The 24,752-nt window shown below is 68.7% G+C and carries 28 protein-coding genes; 27 read left to right on the top strand and 1 reads right to left on the bottom strand.

What is annotated here, in order from left to right; all coding sequences use genetic code 11:
• The first annotated feature begins 31 nt into the window (after nt 1-31).
• Nucleotides 32-517 (top strand): hypothetical protein, encoded by a 486-nt coding sequence (locus AB0E67_RS27165; protein WP_362031401.1) that lies wholly within the window; start codon nt 32-34, stop codon nt 515-517.
• A gap of 868 nt (nt 518-1,385) precedes the next feature.
• On the opposite strand, the gene AB0E67_RS27160 is transcribed toward AB0E67_RS27165, so the two are convergent.
• A complete protein-coding gene (locus AB0E67_RS27160) occupies nt 1,386-1,811 on the bottom strand; it encodes a hypothetical protein (RefSeq protein ID WP_362031399.1) in 426 nt (141 codons plus the stop codon).
• Nucleotides 1,812-1,923: 112 nt separating this feature from the next.
• Here AB0E67_RS27160 and AB0E67_RS27155 point away from each other — a divergent pair, with 112 nt between their 5' ends.
• The 26 genes from AB0E67_RS27155 to AB0E67_RS27030 all read left to right on the top strand — a co-directional run.
• Complete coding sequence (locus tag AB0E67_RS27155) at nt 1,924-2,451, top strand: hypothetical protein (RefSeq protein WP_362031397.1); 528 nt, start codon at nt 1,924-1,926, stop codon at nt 2,449-2,451.
• Nucleotides 2,435-3,997: a terminase family protein gene (locus tag AB0E67_RS27150; protein ID WP_362031395.1), complete on the top strand. Its 1,563-nt coding sequence runs from the start codon at nt 2,435-2,437 to the stop codon at nt 3,995-3,997. The genes AB0E67_RS27155 and AB0E67_RS27150 overlap by 17 nt, the downstream gene beginning before the upstream one ends.
• Before the next feature lie 73 nt (nt 3,998-4,070).
• Nucleotides 4,071-5,936: a hypothetical protein gene (locus tag AB0E67_RS27145; protein ID WP_362031393.1), complete on the top strand. Its 1,866-nt coding sequence runs from the start codon at nt 4,071-4,073 to the stop codon at nt 5,934-5,936.
• A 65-nt stretch (nt 5,937-6,001) separates the two neighbouring features.
• The gene (locus tag AB0E67_RS27140) at nt 6,002-6,748 is read left to right on the top strand and encodes a hypothetical protein (protein ID WP_362031391.1); all 747 of its coding nucleotides are present in this window, start codon (nt 6,002-6,004) and stop codon (nt 6,746-6,748) included.
• 106 nt (nt 6,749-6,854) lie between these two features.
• A complete protein-coding gene (locus AB0E67_RS27135) occupies nt 6,855-7,265 on the top strand; it encodes a head decoration protein (RefSeq protein ID WP_362031389.1) in 411 nt (136 codons plus the stop codon).
• Nucleotides 7,266-7,283: 18 nt separating this feature from the next.
• The gene (locus AB0E67_RS27130; protein WP_362031387.1) at nt 7,284-8,336 is read left to right on the top strand and encodes a major capsid protein; all 1,053 of its coding nucleotides are present in this window, start codon (nt 7,284-7,286) and stop codon (nt 8,334-8,336) included.
• 2 nt (nt 8,337-8,338) lie between these two features.
• Entirely contained in the window at nt 8,339-8,614 is a 276-nt protein-coding gene (locus tag AB0E67_RS27125) for a hypothetical protein (protein WP_362031385.1), read from the top strand.
• 72 nt (nt 8,615-8,686) lie between these two features.
• Entirely contained in the window at nt 8,687-9,013 is a 327-nt protein-coding gene (locus tag AB0E67_RS27120) for a hypothetical protein (protein WP_362031383.1), read from the top strand.
• Complete coding sequence (locus tag AB0E67_RS27115) at nt 9,010-9,858, top strand: hypothetical protein (protein WP_362031381.1); 849 nt, start codon at nt 9,010-9,012, stop codon at nt 9,856-9,858. Before AB0E67_RS27120 ends, AB0E67_RS27115 begins: the two co-directional genes overlap by 4 nt.
• Entirely contained in the window at nt 9,855-10,406 is a 552-nt protein-coding gene (locus AB0E67_RS27110) for a 3'-5' exoribonuclease (RefSeq protein WP_362031379.1), read from the top strand. Before AB0E67_RS27115 ends, AB0E67_RS27110 begins: the two co-directional genes overlap by 4 nt.
• Nucleotides 10,403-10,783, top strand: coding sequence for a hypothetical protein (locus AB0E67_RS27105; RefSeq protein WP_362031377.1), 381 nt, complete (start codon nt 10,403-10,405; stop codon nt 10,781-10,783). Before AB0E67_RS27110 ends, AB0E67_RS27105 begins: the two co-directional genes overlap by 4 nt.
• Nucleotides 10,783-11,223 carry a DUF6093 family protein gene (locus AB0E67_RS27100; protein ID WP_362031375.1) on the top strand — a complete coding sequence of 147 codons (441 nt, stop codon included), beginning with the start codon at nt 10,783-10,785 and terminating at the stop codon, nt 11,221-11,223. Before AB0E67_RS27105 ends, AB0E67_RS27100 begins: the two co-directional genes overlap by 1 nt.
• Complete coding sequence (locus AB0E67_RS27095; RefSeq protein ID WP_362031373.1) at nt 11,220-11,609, top strand: HK97 gp10 family phage protein; 390 nt, start codon at nt 11,220-11,222, stop codon at nt 11,607-11,609. Before AB0E67_RS27100 ends, AB0E67_RS27095 begins: the two co-directional genes overlap by 4 nt.
• A complete protein-coding gene (locus AB0E67_RS27090; protein ID WP_362031371.1) occupies nt 11,606-11,782 on the top strand; it encodes a hypothetical protein in 177 nt (58 codons plus the stop codon). The genes AB0E67_RS27095 and AB0E67_RS27090 overlap by 4 nt, the downstream gene beginning before the upstream one ends.
• A complete protein-coding gene (locus AB0E67_RS27085; protein ID WP_362031369.1) occupies nt 11,779-12,225 on the top strand; it encodes a hypothetical protein in 447 nt (148 codons plus the stop codon). The genes AB0E67_RS27090 and AB0E67_RS27085 overlap by 4 nt, the downstream gene beginning before the upstream one ends.
• A gap of 105 nt (nt 12,226-12,330) precedes the next feature.
• A complete protein-coding gene (locus tag AB0E67_RS27080) occupies nt 12,331-12,804 on the top strand; it encodes a hypothetical protein (RefSeq protein ID WP_362031367.1) in 474 nt (157 codons plus the stop codon).
• A gap of 99 nt (nt 12,805-12,903) precedes the next feature.
• Complete coding sequence (locus tag AB0E67_RS27075; protein ID WP_362031365.1) at nt 12,904-13,458, top strand: hypothetical protein; 555 nt, start codon at nt 12,904-12,906, stop codon at nt 13,456-13,458.
• A gap of 116 nt (nt 13,459-13,574) precedes the next feature.
• Nucleotides 13,575-13,841 (top strand): hypothetical protein, encoded by a 267-nt coding sequence (locus AB0E67_RS27070; RefSeq protein ID WP_362031363.1) that lies wholly within the window; start codon nt 13,575-13,577, stop codon nt 13,839-13,841.
• Between the two features lie 29 nt (nt 13,842-13,870).
• Nucleotides 13,871-19,090 carry a phage tail tape measure protein gene (locus tag AB0E67_RS27065; protein ID WP_362031361.1) on the top strand — a complete coding sequence of 1,740 codons (5,220 nt, stop codon included), beginning with the start codon at nt 13,871-13,873 and terminating at the stop codon, nt 19,088-19,090.
• On the top strand, nt 19,077-19,982 hold the full coding sequence (locus AB0E67_RS27060) for a hypothetical protein (protein WP_362031359.1): 906 nt from the start codon (nt 19,077-19,079) through the stop codon (nt 19,980-19,982). Before AB0E67_RS27065 ends, AB0E67_RS27060 begins: the two co-directional genes overlap by 14 nt.
• 13 nt (nt 19,983-19,995) lie before the next feature.
• A complete protein-coding gene (locus AB0E67_RS27055; RefSeq protein WP_362031357.1) occupies nt 19,996-20,931 on the top strand; it encodes a hypothetical protein in 936 nt (311 codons plus the stop codon).
• Nucleotides 20,928-22,034 carry a hypothetical protein gene (locus AB0E67_RS27050; protein ID WP_362031355.1) on the top strand — a complete coding sequence of 369 codons (1,107 nt, stop codon included), beginning with the start codon at nt 20,928-20,930 and terminating at the stop codon, nt 22,032-22,034. Before AB0E67_RS27055 ends, AB0E67_RS27050 begins: the two co-directional genes overlap by 4 nt.
• Complete coding sequence (locus tag AB0E67_RS27045) at nt 22,031-23,347, top strand: hypothetical protein (RefSeq protein WP_362031353.1); 1,317 nt, start codon at nt 22,031-22,033, stop codon at nt 23,345-23,347. The genes AB0E67_RS27050 and AB0E67_RS27045 overlap by 4 nt, the downstream gene beginning before the upstream one ends.
• 9 nt (nt 23,348-23,356) lie before the next feature.
• Nucleotides 23,357-23,626, top strand: a complete 270-nt coding sequence (locus AB0E67_RS27040) for a hypothetical protein (protein ID WP_362031351.1) — start codon at nt 23,357-23,359, stop codon at nt 23,624-23,626.
• A 446-nt stretch (nt 23,627-24,072) separates the two neighbouring features.
• Nucleotides 24,073-24,282 (top strand): hypothetical protein, encoded by a 210-nt coding sequence (locus tag AB0E67_RS27035; protein ID WP_362031349.1) that lies wholly within the window; start codon nt 24,073-24,075, stop codon nt 24,280-24,282.
• Between the two features lies 1 nt (nt 24,283).
• A partial coding sequence (locus AB0E67_RS27030; RefSeq protein WP_362031347.1) for an N-acetylmuramoyl-L-alanine amidase occupies nt 24,284-24,752 on the top strand: 469 nt, incomplete at its 3' end.

Here is a 24,752-nt window from a genome sequence, read left to right as displayed (position 1 = left end):
CGCCCGCCGCCACGCAAAGGAACCGCCTCCGATGAACATCAGCCTGCCCGACCCGAAGCAGCCCGCCCTGGACGACCAGGCGGACCGGCTCATCGCCGCCGTGAACGAAGCACTGACCACCCCCACCGCCTACCGAGACGACACCCCGCTCCCCACCGTCGGCACAACCCCGCCCATTCCCCAGCCCGGACGGCCACCCATGAGCCAGCGCGCCACCGACGCCAGCACCCTCATGCTCACCGGGGGAGCCGCCAGCCTCATGGTCGGCGGAAGCGCCTCCCTCGTCATGCTCGCCTCCGGATACGCCGACCCCGCAGTCTGCGCCATCGCCTTCGGGGCACCTACCGTGCTCGTCCTCGCCATCGCCCGCCTCGTCGGCAAGGCCAAAGCCGTCGTCGAAGCGGCACCCGCGCCTGTCCACAACCACTACAACGGCAACACCACCGTCGACCAGCGCAGCATCAACACCCACACCCGCGGCGTCATCGCCCACACCCGCAACCAACTGCCCAAGTGACCGAGCCATGCACCCACGTAGTGACCGCCTCCCCGGTGGGCGGCACCTCGTCGCCCACCACCAGCAAGTACCTGGGGATAGCAGCCCGGACAAACGGCCTCCCGTACGTCACGCTGGTACTGCACGGCCCGGACTGCCGAGTCTCACGGTGTCCCCGCGCCCGGACAACGCACACGGGCCGTGCCACAGACCACCGCATCCGAGCCGACCCGCGGCCCCCCCCAGCCGCACACGGCTCAACCCGGCCCCACCAGTGCCCGCGCTGGTGGGGCCGACGCATGCCACGACACAGCCTCTCTCGGACGGCGACACGCCGAACGGCCAAGTTTCTGCCGAGAGTTTTGCGGCGTAGTCCTTCGTGCCGGTCCGTGCGAGATGATGCTGATCAGTGCGGCCAAGTTTCCCGCCCGGCACCCCAAGCATCATGTTCTCGCGGCCGAGAGGTAGTTGAACGTCCAGGATGACGGTCTCGGTACGTAGACTTCTCACCAACGCAAAAGGAGCCCCGCTGCCTCGACGCGGTTCCTAGGCCATGAGTCGAGGGGGCTCCTTGCGCGGCGTCCGTACATCAGCAAGACGGAAGGACTCCACATGGAGAGTAACGCGAAACCGCCCTCCGGGCCCAGCTTCAACGTAGACAGAGGGCATGGGGCAGTAGCCCGTCACCTGCGGAAATTGCTGGTCAGCCGTGGACAGAGCGTCCACACAAATTTCATGTGCGGCGTGGCGTACAGGCTCGGTGACTTCGCCACAGGCATGGTCATCGCCTGGCTGATCGCCCGGTACTGACCCGAACGGGGTGAGGCCAACGCTTCGACGTCGGCCTCACCCCATCCATCTGCCCCGACACTGCGAGCCGGGGCCTTCGTCAAGAAGCCTCTGGGTGCTCCCGGAACCACGCCACCATCTTCTGCAACGGCTGCGACACCGCGAACGAGTTCCCCTTCGCCCCCAGGTTGTCCATGCCGTAGTGCTCGGCCCGCTTCTCCGCCAGGTCCACGAAACCGATCGGCTCCGCGAACTTCACCGGATCCTCCGCCTTCATCGCGGCCCGCACATCCATAGCGGCAACCAGCTTCGCCGCAGTCAGGTCCTGGCACTCGTCCGCTGTCTCACACCCAGGAGCCGCTGCGGCCGTATACGCGGCCAGGGCCTCGCTCACCCCCATCGCCGACGGCGACACGCTCGCTTCCCCGCTGGCCTCCCCGCTTCCGCCACTGCTGAACCCGCACCCCGCGGCCCCGAACATCAGCACCACAGCAACCAGCAACCCCGCCCCGCCTATACGTCTCATGCGGCGCAGGATGCCACCCCATCCGGGCAGGGGGAAGGAAAACCACCACATCAGGGATCATCGGAACCAGGCGCGGGGCCTGACAACCACACACGCGGGAGCCCCGACCGCCATGCCCCACCCCAAAGCAAAGATGGCCGAAGTCGCCGAACGACGCGCCAAGCTCATCAAGCTCCGGCGCGCCGGCGTGCCCTTCGAAGACCCTCAGATCCTCGACCTCGGCTACTCCTCGCGGGGCGCCGCGACCAAGGACTTCTACCGGGCCATCTGCGAACGACGCGACGAACAGGCCGCCGAAGCCTCCGCGTACCGGCAAGAGGAGAACGAACGCCTCGATGCCCTCCTCGCTGCCGCCTGGCCCATGGCCACCGAGCTCCGCCCCGTCTTCAACAAGGAAGGCGCCGAGATCGGAGAGTCCATCGACCTGAAGGCCGTCGACACCGTCCTCAAGATCATGGAGCGCCGCGCCAAGCTCAACGGACTCGACATGCCCGTGCGCACCGAACTGTCCGGCCCTGACGGGGGTGCCGTGCCGTTCGGGAACGGAAGCCTTGCCGAACTCATTGCCCTCATGGGCTTCGCCGGCCAGGTAGGCGTCGAGGACCACAACCCGGAGGACGCTGGTGGCAACGAGGGGTGACGTCCTCGAGGACGCTCTCCTCGACCACTACCGCACCCTGCCCGTTCAGGAGCGGCGCCGTATCGCCACCCAGGCCAGCCCCAACGTTCGGCTGCGCCTGGCCTGGGTGGAACGACAGATGGCCATGGACCGCTCCCCGGGCGCCCTCGCCGCAGTCCTCACCGAGGGCAGAGAGAAGCAGGCCCCGCACCTGGACATGATTGACGCGGTGTTCCAGCGGATTGCCGCCGGTGAACGCATGCAGGTGATGATTACCTGTCCTCCTCGTCACGGGAAGAGTCAGCGCGCCTCTCGGTGGGGACCGTTGTGGTACCTGCGCCGCAACCCCACCGCCCGCGTCATGCTCGCCTCCTACGGTGCGGAACTCGCCGATGACCACGGACGGTGGGTTCGTGACCAGCTCCGTGAACACGGCGACACCCTCGGGGTCCGCCTCGACCCGGCATCCCACGCCGCGAACCGGTTCGACCTCGAGACCCCTCGGGGCTCCAGCGTCCGAGGCGGCATGGTTACCGCAGGTGTCGGAGGCTCGCTGACTGGCAAAGGATTCTCGCTCGGCATTATCGACGACCCGTTCAAAGGCTCCGACGACGCGAACAGCCCAGCCCAACGACAACGCGTCTGGGACTGGTACCGGTCCGTGTTCTACACACGGCGCGCCCCCGGCGCGTCCATCGTCTTGATCAACACCAGGTGGCACGAACTCGACCTCTCCGGACAAATCCTCGATACAGAACCCGAGAACTGGACCCTGATCGACCTCCCCGCCCTCGCCCTGTCCGACGACGACCCTCTCGGACGGCAACCAGGCGAAGCCCTCTGGCCCGCCCAATACGACGCCGAAGAACTCGCCCGCACCAAGAAGGCCGTCGGAGAACGCGTCTGGTGGGCCCTCTACCAGCAGCAACCCCGACCCCTCGAAGGCGGCGTCTGGCGATGGGACTGGATCACCAGTAACCGCATCAGCCCCATCGCGTTCCGCGGCGTCGACCTAACCCGCGTTGTCGTCGCCCTCGACCCCGCGGGTGGCGACACCCCCGGCCACGACGAATCCGGCATCGTTGCCGCCGGGCGCTCCACCGACGGCCACTACTACGTCCTCGCAGACCGCACCGGAAAGCACTCCGCCGAAGCCCGCGGCCGGGAAACATGCCTCCTCGCCATCGAACTGGCCGCCGACGCCATCGTCGTTGAGACGAACTACGGCGGCGACATGGCCCGCCAGAACGTCATACAGGCATGGAAGGAGCTGGAACGACAGGGCAACACCCAGGGCCGGTCGATGCCGCGGATCGTGGACGTCAACGCGAAGAAAGGCAAACGCCTCCGCGCGGAACCGATCGCCCAGCTGTACGAGACCGGGCAGGTGCACCACACGGCTGAGTTCCCTGCCCTGGAGACCCAGATGGTCACCTGGATCCCCGGCATGGACTCACCGGACCGGATGGACGCCGCGGTGCACGCTTTGACCGAGCTCGCTGATCCGACTGCGGCATCCGTCGGGAGCTCCCCGTACCGGGACCAACGGCTCACCGGGCGCCGCTAGCCCGGGGCAATCTCAGATCCCCGCGCCCGTACCCTGATCACATGGCGCGGGGCCTGGTACGGAGGGAACCTCTGTGGGCCTCAAGAGCCTGGTCATCGACGCCTGGTCATGGCTGAACTACAAGCCCGTCTACAGCGACCAGCGCGGCATGCCTAACCGTCGGGCTTTCCCCGAGGCCTACGCGTCCTGGGTGCCGGCCAATGACGAACGGCGTCTCGCCGCGTACAAGCTCCTCGCCGCATACGACAACAACCAGGCCGGTGAACTCGCCGAACTCCGTGACGGCCCGTCGGCCCGCGAGCGCCGCGAGTACGGCGACCCATCCATGTTCATCGAGACCCTGGTCGCGCACGTCATGGGCCGCGAGCAGCACATCACCGTTCCCGGTGCCGAGCAGACCGACGCCGGGGACCAGACGGCAGCCGCGGCAGCCGAACGTGTTCAGGACCTTCTCCGTACGTGGGCGGACGACGAGCTGCTGCCCATGCGGATGCTCCAGGCCGAGCGGAAGGCGGTCGGCCTGGGCGACGGGGTGTACCTCCTGTACTGGGACCCCGACAAGCAGCGCCCCCGCCTCAAGACGTACGACCCGGGCTTCTACTTCCCCGTCTTGCCCGCGGACGGGGACGGGGCCGACTACCCGGAGCGCGTTCACATTGCCTGGGATCTGCCTGAGGACCAGAAGCGTGGCCTGAAGCCGCGGCTGCGCCGGATCACGTACGAGCTGGACTGGATCCGGCCCGCGACCGCGCCCGGAGTCGACCGGGCCGGGCGTCCTGTCCGGGCCCCTGTCATGTCCGACCCCGGCGACGACACCCCGGCCGCACCGGTGCTCAGCCGCGGCGACCAGGTCGACGACAGCGGCGGCATCTCGCGTCAGTACCCGTGGAACGACCGCCCGTCGTACCGCACGTGCTACCTCACCGACGCGACCTGGGACCTCGGCGATCTCAAGGGCGGTGTCGACGTCGACTCCCTGCCCATGGACAAGGCCAGGTTCGCGACCCGCTCCGACGGGGAAGTTCTTGACCGCCTCGACCTGTACCTGGACTTCATCCCGGTCATCCACGTCCCGAACACAGTCCCGCCCGCCGAGGAACACTGGGGGCAGAGCAGCCTCGCGAAGGCGCTCCAAGCGTTCGACGAGCTGGCATCGACCGACACGGATTCTGCCCGCGCGTCCGCCACGACAGGCCTTCCGATGATCGGCATCTCCGGCATCACCGACCCTCGCCAGGAACAGTCCGTCGGGCCCGGCGTCCTCTTCAAGCTGGGAGAGAACGGCAAGCTCACCGCGATCGACACCTCGCCCGCTCTCCGTGAACTGCGGGCCCACGGCCACGACCTCGCCGACCGGGCCGCGAACGTCGTCCGCCTCCCCGCCGTATCCCTCGGCACCATGGACCCCTCCAAGGTCCCCTCCGGATACGCGCTGCAGCTCTCCCTCGGCCCGCTGGACTCCCTCATCGCCGGGATGCGCCTCGCTCGCGACCACAAGGACCGCCTCCTCCTCCGCTTTGTGCAGCGCCTTTACCTCGCTGGCCAGCACCCCGACTGGGTGGGCATCACCCCGCTCCCCGCTCGCATAGTCCGCGGCCCGTACACCCCCACAGACAAGGCCGCCGTCCTCGAGCAGGTTTCCACCGCGTACGAGGCAAGGGTCATCAGCCTTGAGACCGCGATCCGCATGCTCACCGAGGCCGGGTGGCCGATCGACAACGCGGAGAAGGAGATCCAGCAGATCCAAGCCCGGTCCTTCGAGCAGGCCAGGATGCTGGCCGACGCGCTCGGCAACCCTGAAGAAGTCGCCGCGTTCCTCGGCCGACGCCCGCCGGACGAGGCAGCAGCCCCACTCGTCCGCCTGCCCGACCTGCCCGAAGCGAAGGCCGCCGCCGACCCCGCTACGGAGGGCCGGCGGGGGAGCAGGGGCAACGAATGAGCTGGACCGTGCTTTCCTTGATCTCAGGCGCGGGGCCTGGACTGTCCTTGGGAGGACCTGCCCTCATGCGTCGCCCCACGCAGCACCACATCCCGGCCAGCACGGCATGGGCGCACCCGTACACCGGCATCAGCGGTCTCGCCGTGTTCTACAACGACGGCGGCGACCCGCCCACAGGTGGTGCCCCCAACCCGGCCGACCCTCCGAAGCCCGCCCCGCCCGCCCAGCGGACGTTCACCCAGGCCGAAGTCGAGGCGCTCGCCGCGAAGGAGAAGGCCCAGGGCCAGCGAGCCGGGGCCCGTGCCGCCCTCGAGGAGTTCGCCACCGAGCACGGCTTTGCCAACGTGGACGACGCCAAGGCGTTCATCGCCGCCGCCCGACAGGCCCAGCAGGACGCCCTCACCGAGGACGAGAAGCGCCGCCAGGAACTGGAGCGCCGCGAGCAGGAGCTCGCCGCCAAGGAAACCGCAGCCACCACCCGGGAACGGGCCACGATCCGCAAGGCCGCCGTCATGGGACTCGGGGCCAGTGGAGCCGACCTCGACGACGCACTCGCCATCCTCGACCGCGACCTGGCCGGGCAGCCCGACGCGGACGAATCCGCAGTGACCGCGGCCGCCGAAGCACTCAAGGAGAGGCGTCCAGCCCTGTTCGGGCAGACGGCCCCCGCCGCCCAGACGGTTCTGCCGCCTGCCCCGGGCGGCGCCCCAGCTGGAGGGGCCCCGCGCACTCCAGCTGCGAAGGACGACGTCCAGGCCCGTGCCCGCAAGCGCGCCGAGCAGATGGGCTTCCGGCGCCCGGACGCCGACTGATATTTCGAAGCCGAGGGACCACGCCCTCCCCGTACCACCCCGTGGACGACACCCAGACAGGTGTCCGCACCCCAGTGCCACCCCCATTCCACGGGAGGAGATCGGCGTGGACCTCCAGCCGATGACCACCACCGAGACCGTGACCGCCGACCGCCGGTGGCTGCGCAACCTGCACGGCTCGGGCATGAACGCGACCATCACCGTCGACATCACCAAGTTCGCCGCGGGCACCCACTACCTGCCTGGCACACCGCAGCAGCCGTACGCCGTACTCAAGTCCGGACTGCCGCTCGGGAAGATCACCGCATCCGGGCTGTACGCCCCCTACGACTCGGCCGCGTCCGACGGCACCGAGGTCCTCGCCGGGCTCCTCGCCACGGACACGCACTTCAACCCGGCCTCCACGAAGGTCGGCGGGGCGCTCCTGGTCCACGGCGACGTCGACATCGCCAAGCTGCCCGTCGCACTGACCGTGCCCGACGCGGCCAGCCGCACCGACCTCATCCACTTCTCCTGAGAAAGGGGCTGATCACTGATGCTTGAGACCCTGCTCAGGGACATCGACGCCACCGAGATCAACGCGTTCGCGCGGGCCGTGCAGACCCCTGCGGACTACGCGCTGACCCTGTCGGTGATGCCGGAACGCACCATCAATTCGGTGAAGTTCCGCATCAAGTCCACCTCCCGCCGGGTGAACGCCGCGAAGTACCGGGCGTGGGACGCGCAGACCGCCGTCGCCACCCGCGAGGCGAAGCGCATCGTCACCGAGGGCATGCTCCCGCCCCTCGGCCAGAAGTACCTCGTCGGCGAGCTGGAGCAGATCCTCCTCGACACCTCCCGCGGAGCCGACGCGTCCGAGCTCGTGGAGCTCCTCTACCAGGACGTTGCCGCGCACGTGCAGTCCATCAAGTCCCGCCTCGAACTCGCCGTCGGCGATCTCCTCACGGACGGCAAGTTCACCCTGTCCGGAGAGAACGGGCTCACCGTCGAGTACGACGCCCAGGTTCCTGCCGCGAACATGCCCACCGTGGCAGTCCCGTGGACCGACCCGACCGCAGACGCCCTCAAGGACGAGATGGCGTGGATCGAGACGCTCCGCGCTTCCGGCGCCCCGCTCCCGGCCCGCGTCATCACCTCCTACAAGGCACGCAGCCTCCTCGCCGCGAACAACGCCTACCGGGCCGCGTACTACGGCTCCGTCAACTCCGCATCCACGATCCCCACCGCCGTCCTCGCCCCCAACGAGGTCGACGTTGTGCGCGCCCGCTACAGCCTCCCTCCGATCGAGGTCTACGACGTTCCGATCCCCCTGGACGACGGCACCATGCAGCGCCCGATCCCCGAAGACCGGTGGATCATGCTCCCGCCGAACCCCCGGACGTGGGGCGAGACCCAGTACGGCGTCACGGCCGAGTCTCTCGTCCTCTCCTCCGGCGGCAACCCCGCCATCGAACGGGAGGAAGCCCCCGGCATCGTCGTCACCCACGGCTGGACGGACGACCCGGTCCAGGTGTGGACCAAGGGCGCCGCCGTCGCCATGCCGGTCCTGTACGTGCCGGACATCCACATCACCGCGAAGGTGTTCTGACCATGGCCGGGAAGCTGGCGGCGTCGGTGTACGTCACCGACCCCGAAACCCGCCAGACCGTGATCCTCGACATGGGCAGTACCCCGGAGCCGCGCCTGGCGGCCCTGGTCACCAACCCCGCAGCGTGGGAAGACGGTGTCCCACCCGACGCGGTGACCGTAGCCGAGGAGTCGACCTCCGACTCCGACGCAGCGGAGTCCAAGCAGGCCGCCAAGCGCGCGGCCCGAAAGCCGGCCCGGGGCCGGACGGCCGCCGCTGAGGGCGACGGCGGCCAGTAAGCGGCGGCGGGCCCGACCCGGTGGGGCGCTGGAACGGGCCCGCCTCTGCCCCCTTCCCTCCCGGAGGCACTGATGGACGAAGCCGTACGTGCATGGCTCCTCGCCGAGCTTGGCGAGGACACCGACGTTACGGACTTGGAGCAGCGGTACGCCCGCCTCGGGTCCGCACGGGCGGTTGCGATGGAGGTTGTGCGGGGCCGTCTCGCCGCCTTGCGCGGCCAGCCGGACAAGATCTCCGTGTCCGGGGTGGTGTCAGTGTCTTTCATCGAGACGATCAAGGCGTACGAGCGGCAGCTCGCTTTGCTCATGGAGGGGGAGCCACCGGCCCCTGACGACCCGGACGACGGATCTGGCACCGGGTTCGGGATCATCCGCCTCATCGAGCGGCCCCGACGATGACCACCCCAACGCGGGCGCAAGCCGACCACCGCCAGGAGCTCGTTGCCCAGGTCGCGATCTTCGCAGCCCGCCTTGCCTACACCTGGCGCTCCCTGGGCATAGCGCAGGACACTCTTCTCCGCGCCTTGGAGCGCGTCCGGCCCGGCCGGGGCTCCATCGCCCGCATCCGGGCAGCGGTCCGCGAGTACAACCAGCAGATCGCCCGTTTCGACCGTGACGCCACTGCCTTCGCCGAACGGTGGGCAGCCATCGACCTGCCGACCGCGTACCGCGACGGCGCCCTACAAGCCCTGCACCGCGCCCAGCGCGACGTGGCCTTGTTCCGGTGGACAACCGACCACCAGGCAGCGCTTACCCCGCTCACCACGACGTTCTACGTCGACCTGGTCCGCCGGATACAGGAGGCTGTTCGCCGCGCCCAGGCGTTCGCGCGCGCCGCACAGGACGCTGCCCGCGAGGTTGCGGCGGGACGGCAGCACAAGGGAATTGACAGCACCCGCCTCGCCGCCGAACACCCGCTGACCACGGTCATCTACGCCGACCAATCCCGGCACCCCGTCGAAGCATGGGCCCGGTCCGCACTGCTGTGGCAGGGGGTCGTGGCGGCAAACACAGGCGCCGTGAACACCGCCCGGTGGGAGCTGGACGCCGAGTGGATGCAGTGCGTCGATGGTCCGAGCTGTGGATTCGTCAGCCACCCCGACACCGACCACGCCAACGGCACGATCCGCAGCATCGACGACGCCTCCATGTACCCCGCCGCCCACCATGGTTGCATCCGCCAGTGGATCCCGCGCCCGGACCTGAACAACCGCTCCGGCCTCATCTCAGGAGACCCCGCATGACCGCCATCGATTATGATCTTGAATTTTTGGAGGACGGGCGCACCATCGAGCTGATCTCCATCGGCATGGTGTGCGACGACGGCCGCGAGTACTACGCCGTCAACCGGGACATGCCCGTCCGCCGCATCCGCAAGCACAAATGGCTGATGGAGAATGTCGTCCCACACCTGCCCAAGGGGCAGGGTGACCAGCGAATCACCATGCCCAAGCGGTGGCTGTTCCACTACGCCGACCGGCGCGTGAAGTCCCGCAAGCAGATCGCCAACGAGGTACGCGACTTCATTCAGGGGGCCGGGCCCGACGTGGAGCTGTGGGCGAACTACGGCGCCTACGACCACGTCTGCCTCGCCCAGCTCTGGGGCCGCATGATCGACCTCCCTGAAGGCGTCCCCATGTCCACCCACGACATCCAGCAGGAACGCGCCCGGCTCGGCCTCGCGTGGGATGACCTGCCGCAGCAAGAGAATGGTGAGCACAACGCTCTCGCTGATGCCCGCCACAACCAGACGGTGCGTCGCTGGCTGGCGGAACAGGCAGGTGCGCGATGAACGCCCCCACGATGGCCGATGAGCCCCGCCGCGTACAGATCACAGCGGATGGCTGGGCTGCAACCATCACCGTCGACGGCAGCGACATCAGCAAGTCGATCCAGGGCTACACCCTGGAACACCGGACAGGCCAGCCACCCCTCCTCGCCCTGTACGCCTCCCCGGCAGCCGGGACCGTGTTCGACGGGTTCGCCCACGTGGCCGTCGCCGACGCAGGCCAGGACGACGGGCAGATCGTCGCCGCATTCCTCGCGAACATCGACCCCGCCCGCCTGGAGGCGGCCGCACTGGACCGGGACGACCTCGACGGCACCCGCCACGAACTCACCACCGCCATGCTCCGGCAACTCGCCGACTGGGCGCAGGGGAGGACCTGATGACCGGACTCGACGCCGCGCTCGCCGGAGTCACCGCATGGATCGGCGACAACCTCCTCATCGACACCGTCCGCGTAACCCTTCCCGCTGGTGACCCCGTCCTGAACGAGACCACGGGCCAGCTCGAGTACCCCGACGGCGAGGTCCTCTACGAAGGGCCCGGAGCCGTGCAGGGCTCGTCCGCCCAGGCCGAGATCACGGCCGTCCCGGACCACAACCTGCCGTGGGTGCAGGAGACCACCTCCCGGTACCGGCTCTTCACCCCTCTGCCTGCGCCGATCCCCTCGAAGGACGCCGTCGTCACCGTGGTTGCCGTCCACGACCCGGCACGTACCGGGCTCCTCGGCCGGTCCTGGATCTGTGTCGACCCCGGGCGTGCCGGGACCGTCGAGGTCGTCCGCATTACCCCGCTTGACCAGCTCCGGGCGGAGGCAGCATGACCCCCGACGAACTCGCCGACCGTCTCGAACGAGCGGCCACCCGTGTCGGCCCCGCCATCCACCGGGCTGTGCAGCACACCGGAGAGCTCGGCCGCGCCCGGATCCGGGGCAACGCTTCTGGCCGACCGGGCCCGAACGTCATCACGGGCACTTACCGCAACTCGTGGCAGACACAGACCCGCCGCCTGCCGTACGGGGCCATGTGCACCATCGGCACAAACGCGCCACAGGGGCGCCGTCTGGAGTTCGGGTTCATGGGCATGACGGACAGCCTCGGCCGTACCTACCACCAGCCCCCGTTCCCGCACGTCGGACCGGCTATCCCGTACATCGGGTCGACGCTGATGATGGAGATGCGGTTCGCGGTCGCGGAGGTGCTTCGGTGACCACCTTCCACGTGGAACCTATCGATGACCTGACCGAGCACGACACCAGTGGGCAAGCGGACTGCGTGTGCGGTCCGAGAACGCGGCCCGAGAAAAGTGATGACGGCTCAGTCAACTGGATCGTTGTGCACAACTCACTCGACGGCCGTGAGCTGCATGAGGAGGACCGGTGATTGAGCGCCGTCCGTTCACTGCCGCCCTGGCCGCGCTCTTGTCCTCCGCCACCGGGATGCCGGTAGGCCGGGGCCGCATGCCGCAGTCCAGCCCTCCGTACTACCTGCTGTACTCCCTCGACGGCACCACCAGCGGGGCGCCGCTCGCCGACGAGAACGAGGACGCCTCGTTCGTCTACCAACTCACCTGCGCGTCCGGGCCGGACCCGACGAAGCCCGGCTCGACCGGCACCGTCGACCAGGCGGAGTGGCTCGTCGACAAGGCGAAGCGCGCCATCCTCGGCCGTGACACCGGCACCGGCCAGTGGTCCAGCCCGCTCACGATTCCCGGCGTGAAGGTCATGTGCCGGGAGGTCGACGTCGAACCGGGGGGAACGAACGACCCGACCGATGCCATCATCAGTTACGTGATCAGGTTCAGATTCGATCTGACCCCCGCCTGACTTCTGATCAGGCTGCTTCACCGCACCGCGGCGGCCCCAGCGCGGACGCGCCACCACTCGGTGGCCGACTCCCACACACGCGTGAGATGCAAAGGGGCCACCACCATGCCCAGGTTCAGCCGCAAGGGCAACACAAAGATCCTCTTCGCGGAGACGATCGCCGACCCCGGCTACATGCCAACGAGCGCCGAGGTGACCGGCGCCACTGACTACAGCCGACAGATCAATGCGGTCGACGGCTTCAGTCTCGAAAACCAGATGATCGAAACGCCGGACCTCGCGACCACGTTCGTCTCGAAGATCTCCGGTGACGACTCCGCAGCCGACTCCAGCATCACGTTCTACGAGGACGACACCCTCGACGACATCGAGACGGACCTCGCCAAGGGGACGACCGGGTTCATCATCATCTGCCGGAAGGGCAGGACGCCCGGCGCCGCAGGCATGGACGTGTTCCCGGTGACAGTCGCCTCCAACAGCGCGGCGATCACGCTCGACAACGAGGCAGCGAAGATCACGGTCGCGTTCGCGATCACCGACCGGCCGCTCCTTAACGCGACCGTCCCCACCGGCCCCTGACCCGCCTCCCGCTTACTCCCGGCCGGGCCCGACGACGTTCGGGAAGGGGCGCCGCGCGGCGCCCGGCCGGGTCCCCTTCCCCGTTAATGGAGGACCACGATGCCCGCCAAGACAACCGTCATCGCCCCGCCGGCTGCTGCCGTCGCGAAGGACGCCCACTGGACTGCCACCCGGGAAAAGCTCCGCAACCGCAACCGCCCGACGATCGCACTGACGATCTGTGACGACCTCGACATCCGAGTTGTCCTGGAGTCCGCGAAGCACGCCCTGCGCCGTATCAAGGCCGCCGCCGAGGACCGACCGGACGACACCACCGGCCCGGCCGCCGTTGCCGCAGCCGAACGGGACCTGGCGGACGCCCAGGAAACCTACGACGCCGCGGCGATCGTCCTGCGGTTCCAAGCGCTGCCCCGCCTGGAATTCGAAGCACTGAAGAAGAGACATCCGGCAACGGAGGAGCAGGCCGAGGACGGGCACGACCTCAACGTTGAGACGCTCGGCCCAGACCTGATCGCAGCCGCCTCCATGGACGGCATGACGGTGGACGACGCCCGCGAGTACCTCGACACCTGGTCGGAGGCCGAAGCCGCGGCCCTGTTCAACGCCGCGTGGAACGTTCAGGAAACCGCACGCATGGACCTGGGAAAAGGCTGACCCGGGATGAGCGTCTGCGTCGCGAACTCGAACTCTGCGATCGGTGGGGCATCCCGCACTCCCTGTTCCGCGGCATTGGTGACGGCACCTGGACGGCACGTGACCGGGCCAAAGCGATGGCGTACCTGGAGTACCAGCGGACCGTGTGCTCGCAGTGCGGGACCCGGTACGACGACTGGGACCACGGCGGGCCCGGCGAGGAGGACGCGTACGCGGTCACGGCGCAGCGGTGTGTGGGCTGCCAAGTCATCGCCGACAAGCAAGCCGAACTCGCTGACCACGGGTCTGACACCCACGGCGTCAAGATCGCGCTGATTCCGACAGCCCAGGCCGCCGCGCTCCGGGCGCACCGAGAACTCACCACGAAGCACACGCACGACTGAGCGACCAGAGAAGGAAGGGGGCCGGGCCGGTGGCGAACTGGAACCTCTCGGTGGACCTGCGCGGTCACGGCAACGACCTCGCCCAGTCCCTCAAGAGCGCAGCCAAGCACGCCCGCACCCTGGGCACCGCAGCGAAGACCGCGAAGACCCAGGTTCGGGAACTCGGGCAGGCATCCCAGGCCGCCACTCGGCACATCCGCACCCTCGGCACAGCCGCACGCACCACCGGCCGCCACCTCAACACCCTGGGGAACAACGCCCGCACCGCCGGACGACAGCTCGGCCGATACGGAGACGCCGCCCGCACCGCGAACCGGCACGTCAACAGCCTCGGCGACAACTCCCGCACCACCGGACGGCAACTCGCCTCCGTGTCACGACAGATCGACACAGCCGTCCGGGACCTGCTCCGCCTGGCCCAGGCCGCCCAGCGCGCCTCCACTCACATGCGGACCGTTGGAGACGGCGGCACTCGCAGCCTGCGGCGCATGACTACCGAGTCCGGGCGCCTCCGACAGCAGATGACCGGCGTGGCCGCCCTCATGTCGGGCGGAGCCCTCGTCATGGGCTTCGGGGGGATGCTCAAGCACGGCAACGAATACCAGCAGAGCATGAACACCTTCGGGGCGGTCACCGGAGCCACCGCGCTGCAGATGCGGCGCGCGGCCGCGACCGCGAACGAACTCGGTGGTGACCTGAAACTCCCCGCCGCAACCGCAGCAGGCGCAGCCGAGAGCATGGTCGAACTGGCAAAGGCGGGCTTCAGAACCGACCAGGCCATCACCGCGACCCGGGCCTCTCTGACCCTCGCCTCTGCCGCTAATGTCAGCGCCGCCGACAGCGCCAGATATCTGGGCGACATGATGGACCAATTCGGGATGGGAGCCGACCAGGCCGGGAAGGCCGCGGACACCCTCGCCGCCACGGCGAACAGCGCCAGCGGTGACATCATCGACATCTACTACGCCATGAAGTACGCCGGGCCCGTCGCCCACGGTCTCGGCGTCAATATGCAGGAAGCCGCAAGCGCGGTCGGCATGCTCGGCAAGGCGGGCATCCTCGGCCAGACCGCCGGTACGACCCTGCGCGGCATGATGGCGAACCTCGCCGCGCCCACGAAGCAGATGACTCAGGGCCTTGAGGACATGGGCATCCAGGCATGGGATGCCCAGGGCCGATTCAAGGGGCTCCGGTACGTCATTGACGGCCTTTCGAAGGCCCAGCACCGCATGTCCCAGCAGGACTTCGCCGCCGCGGTGAAGAAGTCGATGGGCAAGCCCGCCATGTCCGGCGCCATCGCCCTCGCCCATCAGGGAACCGACTCCTTCGACGCGTTGATGCAGGCGGTGTCCCAGACCGGTGCCGCTTCCGACATCGCCGCCGCGAAGGGCAAGGGACTCGCCGGCGCCATGGTTCAGCTCAAGGCCAAGAGCGAGCAGGCTGGCCTCGCCCTGTACACGGGAATGGCACCCGGTCTGGAGTTCCTGATCCGCGGGGTCACCTCGGGAATCTCCAGCGCCATCCCGAAGATCGAGGCATTCTTCCAGTACGTCAACGACGCCGCCGCCCTGTTCGGTCCCGACATTGCCGCCGCTGCCCGCCGCGAGTTCGGGGCGATCGGCGACGCTGCGGCAGGCATGCTCGCACCGTTCAAGGAACTCGGCGGCGACGCGGTCGCGTCCGTGCTGCACGTGCTGCTCACTGCCGGACAGATGGTGGTCGATGTCCTGAAGAACCTAGCCGCCGGGGTGGAGCCGGTCGTATCCGCGCTTGGCGACCTCGTGGGGGAGGGGAGCGGCGCCGCGACCACACTCGACATCGTCGTAGCCGCGCTGGATGCCGCTGCGACGGCCGTGTCCGCCCTGTCCGGAGTCCTCGTCCCGATCGGGCACGTCGTCGGCGGCCTGGTGTCGCTGTTCGCCAGCCTTCCCGGCCCGGTTCAAACGGCGGTTTTCGCGATGCTGCTGTTCCGCCGGGTGCAGCCGATGATGGCTCAGCTTGCTACCACGGTCGGCGGGCGTACGGTCGGCGCGTTCCGCAGCCTCGGCCAGCAGATGGCCGTACAGCGGTCGCTCGCCGCGTCGGCCGGGCAGTCCCTGACCCGGTACGGGGCCGCAATGGCCGTCCTCCAGACACGGGTCCCAGCCATCGGCGCGATGGGGGCCGCATTCCGGAACGCCTCTGCGCAAGGCACCGGATTTGCTGGCACCCTGCGCGGGGTGACCGCGGCGGCTGGCAGCGGCCTGCAGCGCGCGATGAGCGGCCTGACCGGGGCGCTCGGCGGGCCGTGGGGTCTGGCCGTCATGGGCGCGACCGTGCTCCTCGGCACATACATGGACGTGCAGCAGGATGCCGCCGCAGCAGCGTCCCAGCACAAAGCGTCCGTCGACGGACTGACGACGGCGCTGAGGGAGTCCAACGGGGCAATCACCTCCAGCGTCCGTGCCCAGGCCGCGCAAACCCTGGCGGACACGAAACTGAAGCAGCAGAACCTCGGCGTCAACACGAACCTGATGAAGGTCCTGGAGCGTCAGGGCCATACCTTGTCCGAGGTCACCGACGCCTACCTCGGCCAGGGCTCCTCGGTGAAGAAGCTCGCCACGGAGATGGATTCCCTCGCCAAGAAGGAGCTGCAGAAGGGCGACAGCGAGGCCCTGAAGCGGGCCGCCGAGTACGGGCTCGCGGCGAAACAGCTCCGGGCCATGTCCGGCGACGCCTCCGAGGCCGCGAAACAGGCAAAGTCGCTCGACGCCGCGACGAAGTCCGGGGACGGTGTCAGCGCGTACACCCGGCTCAAGGACGCGGTGGCCGCGCTCGCGGACAAGACCGCCGACGCCGACTCCCGCACCCGCGCTCTCCGAGATGCCCTGGACCTACTGTCTGGCGGGTCAGTATCCCTTCAGGCCGCCCAGGCTCGCGTCAACGAGGCGCTCACCCAGGCCAACGACGCCATGGCGTCCGGAATCAACCGGGCCGACGGATGGGGCAAGGCGCTCGTCGGCGTGAACGGCGCCCTGGACACGACCACGAAGAACGGTCAACAGCTCTTCTCGACGCTCAACACGATCGCGGACAGCTCCTCGTCCGCCGCGATCGCCGCCTACGACTTCGCACAGTCGCAGCACAAGTCGGTACCGGAGTCGATTCAGGCTGCGACACGGGAAATGCAGCGCGCCCGCGACGAAGCGATCAAGCTCAGCAAGGCATACGGGCTGGACTCGAAGCAGGCCGCCGGTGTCGCGGACGCCATGGGGCTCATTCCCGGCCAGGTGTCGATCCTCCTCCAGACCGAAGGCGTCGACACCACCCTCGCGGAGCTCCTCGGGGTCCAGGCCGAGTTCGAGCGGTTCCCCGACAAGAAAACCGTCAAGGTCGAAGCTCTCGGTGCAGACGCCAAGAAGGAGCTCGAGGAGATCGGCTATCAGATCGAGCTGATTCCCGGCACCCGCGAGTACAAGATCACTGCCCCGACTGCGGCGGCCCGCGCCGAGCTGGACCTGCTGATCGCGAAGCTGGGCAAGACGAACGGCAAGACCCTCTCCATCACTGCGCCCACCGGCAAGGTGCGGTCTGAGCTCCAGTCGATCCAGGACAAGGTCCGGGCCACCAAGGGTAAGACCCTCTCTATCAAGGCCCCCACTGACGAAGCCCGGCAGAACCTAGAAGACCTCGGCTTCAAGATCAAGAACACCAAGGGCAAGACCGTCACCATCGCCGTGCCGACCGGCGACGCCGTATACAACGCCCGCATCATCCAGAACGCCATCGACAACATCCACGGCAAGCAGGTCGGCATCGGCGTCTACCTGTCCGCGACCGCCTCCGACAAGGACGCCAACGGCGTCCCCGACATGATCCAAGCCCAGCAGGCTCGCGGCTCCGTCCTCGACTTCTACGCCGACGGCGGCACCAACCGCCGCGGCATCCGAGAGAACCACACCGCCCAGATCGCCCCAGCTGGCGCCTGGCGCGTCTGGGCGGAGGAAGAGACCGGGGGAGAGGCGTACATCCCCCTCGCCGCATCCAAACGGCGCCGCTCCCGCGCCATCGCCGAGGAAACCATCCGCCGCCTCGGGGGAGACCCCCGCAGCGTCCAGTGGAACGCGGACGGCAACGTCACCGACTGGACCTACGACCCGGCGACCGGGTCCCTGTACTCCCCCTCCGACGCCGGACAGGCCGCCCACAAGACGAAGAAGGTCAAATACAAGGCCAAGGGCAAGACGAAGACGAAAGAGGTCGAGTACTTCGACCTGGCAGCCCTCGAGAAGAAGCTGAAGGCGAATTCCAAGACCACCGCTACCTGGGCGAAGAACTTGACCACGGTCGCGGACCGGGCCGGCGCCGATGTCGCGGATGCCCTCGCCGCGATGGGTGAGGACGGCATCAAGCTCACCGCGAAGATGGCCAAGGGCTCCACCAAATACGTCAACGAGATGTCGAAGGCGCTGCGTGGCCTTGCCGCCACCGCGAAGGCGTCCCTGACCGACTACACCCGGCAGCTGTCGAAGGCGAACACCGCCGACGCCGCCTTCGCGAAGAACCTGATCACCCTGTCTGCGAAGGGGTACGGAGACCTCGCCAAGCAGCTCGCCGCCCAAGGCGACCAGGCCGCCGCCGACCTCGCCGCCGCGGCGGTGAAGGACAACAAGAAGGCGTCCAGCGCGAACAAGGCCGCGAAGACCGCGAGCAACGCGCTCACCGCGGACCAGGTGCAGCAGCTCGTCGCCATCATCGCCGCAGTCAAGACCAGCAAGACCGGGCTGCACACCGTCGCGGACACGACTGGGTACGGCGAGGACGAGATCATCACCATCGCCAACAAGGCAACCACCCAGATCAAGAACGCGCTCGGCTCCCGAGCCGCTCAGTTCCTCGCCGACCTGGCCCGCGCAAACAGGGGATTGAGCTACGCGGACGGCGGCATCCGGTCCGGGATCTACGCCACCCGCGCCGGCGCCGTCACTTTCGCAGAACCGGAGACCGGCGGGGAGGCGTACATCCCGCTCGGCCCCTCGAAGCGGTCCGCGGCAACCCGCGTCCTCCACGACGTCGCAGGCCGGTTCGGGCTCGGCCTCACCGACATGTCCGCAACCCGGCCGGTCGTCGTGGTCCGCGAGAGCGGCGACACCAACGTCAACGTCACCGCCGTACGCACAGGAGCATCCGCCACCGACATCGCATCGCAGGTCGGACGCTCTGTACGTCGGGCCCGCAGGGGAGGGGTGAACGCCCGTGCCGCCGCTTGACCTCACGGACTGGCAGTACGAGCTGGGCGGTGTCCTCATGGGTGCCGGTACCAGCGTCCAGGTGATGGAGACTACGGGTCTGGGACGGCCGCCAGTACGGGACAACGACGCCGACCAGCCCGGCATGGACGGCGTCTTCGCCGGGCCCGACTACTACGCCGCCCGGCAGGTGCAGTTCGACGCCGCGGTCCGGGTTCCCGGGGATCCGGCAGCCTGCCACGACATCGTCGCCGCCCTTCAGGCCGCCGCCGACGACCCGGCCGTGCGCCTGACCGGTGGTGCGACGATGCCGCTGCGGATCCTGCGTCCCGGCCGGCCTGTAAAGGTCCTCAACGGGCGGCTGAGAAAGCTCGACCCGGAGTTCAAGCAGGCCATCCACGGATACGTGCCGATCGACATCGAGTTCATCGCCACCGACCCCACGTTCTACGCCGACACTGAGACCACCACCGAGATCCCCTTGGGGTGGCTGACCGGTGGCGGTTTCAAGGCCCCCGTCGTCGCTCCGATCTACGTGCAGTCTGGGACAACGGCCGCGGACCGGCCTGGTTGGGTCATGAACGGTGGCACGGGGAACGCGTGGCCGGTCATTCGGATCACCGGCCCGGTCGCCACGGTCACCATCACGCATGTCGCGTCGGGTCGGCAGCTGTCGTTCCCGATGCTGAGCCTCACGTCCGCCGACCAATGGGTGGAGATCGACACCCGGCCCGGGTACCGCACCGTCATCCGGGAGAACGGCGGTAACGCCGCCGCCCTCCTGGCCCCGGCCTCCCGCATCGACCTGTTCAGCCTGCCGCCCGGACAGTCCGAGATGCGCTGGACCGGCTACGACAACACGAACACCGCCCGCATGCGCCTGACCTGGCGCGACGCCTACACCGCCCTCTGAGGAGGCACACACCATGGCCCTTTTCCCCGTGCCGATCCTCACGAACGGCGCCAAACACCCCGCGCAGCAGTTCCGCATGATGGTCCGCGACCTCGTATCCGGCGCCGAGGGCATCACCCAAGGCGCCGACCTCAAGGTCACCCAACTCCCCACCCCCGGCGCGAGCGTCCAGGTCGGCGACGGATCCGGTGTCGTCCGCGGCCGCGTCAACGCGTTCCAGGGCACGTACTCGGTCTGCAACATCGGTGCCGCCACCGTTCCGATCGCTGCTACGGGCGGCACTGCCCGGTCGGACATGGTGATCCTGCGGGTCGAGGACCCCGAGTACGAGGGAACCCTCAACCCCGCCGTTGACCAGGTCAACTACTTCGAGGTCATCCCGAACGTCTCCTCGACCGCGACAACGATCCCCGACGGCCGCACCGGCATTGCGCTGGCCCGCATCGACATTCCGGCCTCCACGTCCACGATCACCACTGCCATGATCAAGGACATTCGGCAAATGGCCGCACCACGTCGAGAGAGCCGCCTCTTCACCCAATCCCCGGCAACCGCCTCCGCCGACATCACAGGCAGCTCCCTCGCCTATGCCTACTTCACCACCGCCGCAGGCTGGAACATCCCCGTCCCCACCTGGGCCAGCACCGCCCGAATCCGCCTGGACGTCGCGGGCCTCCGCCTCACCGTCAACCCCTTCTACGGCGTGCTCCGAGCCACCTTCGGCGCGTCCCTCATCGTGCAGGCCACCACGCTCGACGACAACCAGTCCGGTACCCGCCGCATCAACACCCTCGCCGCCGACACCCTCACCATCCCCGACGCCTACCGCGGCACCACGCAACTCCTCCGCGCGCAGGGCGCCGGAGCCACCGGGAACACGGGGCGAATGAACGTGGATGCGGCCGCAACGCTCGTCGCCCAAGTCGAGTTCGAAGAGGGGCCCCGGTGACCTCCCCCGTCCCGGACCGCGTCCTAACCCAGCACGCCCTGACAGGGGCGTGGCTGAGCCTGGCCCTACCCGTGCAGGAACTGGAGTACGGTGACGAACTCAACGGGCCCGGGGCCCTCACCGGAACACTGTCACCCCGCCTCCTCTCCCAGGCCCCGGCCCTCATCGACCCCGGCAACACGCTCATCTACGTCGAGGCCGCCGGACAGCTCCGGTGGGGTGGCATCATCTGGGACATCCGGCCCCAGGGTGAAACCCTTCAGATCGAGGCCGCCGGCTGGTCCTCGTACCTGATGCACCGGTACGACGTGGACGGGCAACTCGGCGGCCGCGGACCCTACGTCAACGCCGACCGGTGCAAGGTCATCCGCGACGTATGGGCGTACGCCCAGTCCATCACCGACGGCAGCCTGGGCGTCGTCGTCGACCCCACCACCTCCACCTCCACGGTCGGTACCCCCGCCGAACGCTACGACTCGACCTGGTGGGACGGGCGCGCCCTCGGCGACATCGTTGACGACATGGTGTCCGCCGAGGCCAGCCCCGACTACACCTGCACCACCGCCTGGGACCCCGCCAAGACCGCTCCGGTGCGACGGATCCGGCTCGGCTGGCCACGCCTTGGGGCCCGCCGCACCGACATCACCTTCACCACCGGCACGAACATCATCGAAGATCCCGAGGTCCCGTTCAGCGGAGATGAATACGCGCAGGTCGTCATCGGTATGGGCGCCGGTGACGGGAGTGCGAAACGCCGCCAGATCTCGGCCGTCCGCAACGGCCGACTTCGCCTCGAGCACGTCGCCGACTACCCGGAGACCAAGGGGAATGACGTCCTCGCGTCCCTCACCGCCGCCGAGCGCGGGCGCCGCGAGGTACTCGGATCCGTCGACCAGATCACCATCCGCGACACCCCGGCCGCCCCCTTCGGGTCCTGGCAGGTCGGCGACGACGTGTACGTCCGCGTCCACAACGCCTGGGTCGACTACGTCGGCTGGCGCCGCGTCACCGGCTGGACCCTCAAACCGGACGCCCCGGGCGGACCCCAAGCCGTCATCGACCTCAAGCCCGCAGACGCCTACAAGTACGGAGGGGTCTCATGACCGACATCGGCGCCACCCTCGCCCGGATCGAGCGCAGACTCGCCGCGGTCGAACGCTCCGCACGCCTGTCCTCCGCGTCTCTGGACGACACCGCCCTCGAGGTACGCGACAGCGACGGCAGTCTCCGGGCGATCGTCGGGCAGCAGGGTGACGGTACGACCGCCGTCAACATCGTCAACGGACCGGTGCCACCCGTCCCGTCCCCGCCTGCGGTCGCCTCGGCGCTCGCGGCGCTGACCGTCACATGGAACGGAACCTTCGACGGTGCGGCGGCGGCCCCGCTGGACTGGATGCGGTGCGAGGTCCACGTCGGGGCCACGCCCGACTTCGTCCCTGCCCAGGGGACGCTGCGGGACACGATCGAAACTCCGCAGGGCGGCACGGCCTCGATCCCTCTCCCGTACACCGAATGGCACGTCAAGCTCCGCTCGCGGAGCAGCAGTGGCGCCGTGTCCGAGGCAACCCCGGCCGTGGCCGGGACGCCGCGGAAGGCAGCGACCGTTGACCTCGTCGCCGGGAGCATCACCGCCGACCTGATCGCAGTCGACGCCCTCAACGGGAAGACCATCACTGGCGGCACCATCACCGGCGGAACCGTGACCGGGTCCGTCATCCAGACCGGAACCACCGGAACCCGCCTCACCATGGGGCCCAACGCCGGGGGCACAGGAATCCCAGGGGTTGCCCTGTATTCCGGCGCCGCCGCCGAGACCGCACCCGGACTCCTCTGGTCTGCGGTTACGACCGTAGGCACAGCCACCCAGCCCATGACGGTCGTCCAAGCCCCGTACGTCGACTCCGGCAGCGCGCGCCTGGACCTTGCGTCACCCGCCGTCGGCCAGGGCGGGCAGTTCAAGGTGACGACCTCCACCTCACGCGACTACGCCTACATCTTTGGAGCAGACGGGGCCGCAGCCGGCACGTCGCTCCTGGAGCTGTACGCGCAGAATGGCACATCGGGCGGCAGCTCGGTCCTTCAGGTCAAGGGCGACGAGATCTACATGCGGTCACCCGTAACCACGGTCAACGGGATCATGGCTGCGAAGAACTTCGCCAGCGGGTCGGTCGCCATCACCCCATCAGCGGCGAATACCCCCACGTCCGTGAGCGTCACCGGGCTCGCCGTAGCCGGGAACACCCTGCGCGCCTTCGTGTCCATCGCCAACCCGGCCCCGGGCTACACCGCCGCCAACAACGGCGTCACCGGCGTCGGATTCACCAACCTCACCTCCGCCGGCCTCACCATCTGGGCCACCCGCCAGAACACCACCGCCGTATCCGTCCACTGGTTCGTCTACGGCTACAACACCTGAGGAGCCTCGATGACCGACGACCCGGGCGACGACTTCCCGCCCTCCGTACAGCTCATCGCTGTCTGCCACACATCGGGATGCCCCGTCGAGGGGCAGGAGTTCATCGGCACGTACTACCCGTACGGCACATACGATCCGCCCCGGTACATGGGGCAGTGCGGCCGGTGCGGAAAGCCCATCACCGACCTCCGTCCCGTTCCCGAACCCGTGCCGGACCCAGCCCCGGACACGCCCGCCCCCACCCCCGTGGAGCCCTCCCCTGCCGACACCGCACCCTGATCACACCATCACCAGGGGCAACACCGCACTCGCACACCCGTACGCTGAACCGCAAGGCGACCCTCCGCCCCCGCACAATCCTCGAGGGACTGCGACCGGCCACACCGGAGCAGCACACCAGCCAACAGCTCTGGGCGCGGGGAGTGCAGGAGCACGGGCACAGTGCCCACCGATCTCACGATCCGCACGCACAACGCGCCGCACACGCCTGCCTCTTTGCGACGGAGCGACCGGCATCAGCCCCGCATCGACTCCGGGAGCCACCGATGAACCGCGGCGCCAAGCCAGACGCATCCAGCACACCCGAACCGGCCGCCCCAACGGCCGCCGAACCAGCGGCCAGCCCCGACTCGGGGGGCTCGTCCACAGACGACAGCGCCCTGTACGAGCCGTACCCGGGCACCGGCTTTTTCCACGGGGGCCGGAACAGCCCTGTCATTCAGGCCATGGCCCGCCGCCTGAAGCAGACGGGCCACTGGGACACCGGCCAGAGCGCCGGCCCGGACTGGACGAACGGGCACAAGCGGGCGTTCGCCGCCTTCCAGCGCACGCTCCGCTTGGAGGGCAGCGGAGACACCAGCGGTATTCCGGACAAGGCGGCGTGGGACCGACTCCGGGTGCCCAGAACAACCCCCGTACCGAAGAAGGAGGGCTGACATGGCTACACCACTGTCCGCTGCCGCTGTCATATCCGCGCTGCGCGCCGAGGGCGTCCGTGTCGTCGAGGTCGGAAACTGGCGGACGCACAACCGAAATTCAAAGGGCGCGTGGGGCCCCGTCAACGGATCGATCGTGCACCACACGGTTACCAAGGGCACCACCTCGACGGTGTTCCTCTGCCGTGACGGGTACGACGATCTCCCCGGCCCGCTGTGCCACGGGATGATCGCGAAGGACGGCCGGGTTCACATGGTCGGCTGGGGCCGGACGAACCACGCCGGGGGCGGCGACCCTCGGGTCCTGGACCAGGTGATCGCCGAGTCGTACGGCAGCCGTCCGACCCCTCCCACGAAGGGCAACGCCAACGGGGTCGACGGCAACGCCCGGTTCTACGGCTGGGAGTGCGAGAACCTCGGCGACGGCAAGGACCCCTGGCCCAAGGCGCAGTACGACGCGATCGTCCGCG

Origin of the sequence: Streptomyces sp. NPDC032161, assembly GCF_040636995.1 — a bacterium.
Taxonomy (GTDB): Bacteria; Actinomycetota; Actinomycetes; order Streptomycetales; family Streptomycetaceae; genus Streptomyces.
This window is presented reverse-complemented; position numbering and strand designations above follow the sequence as displayed.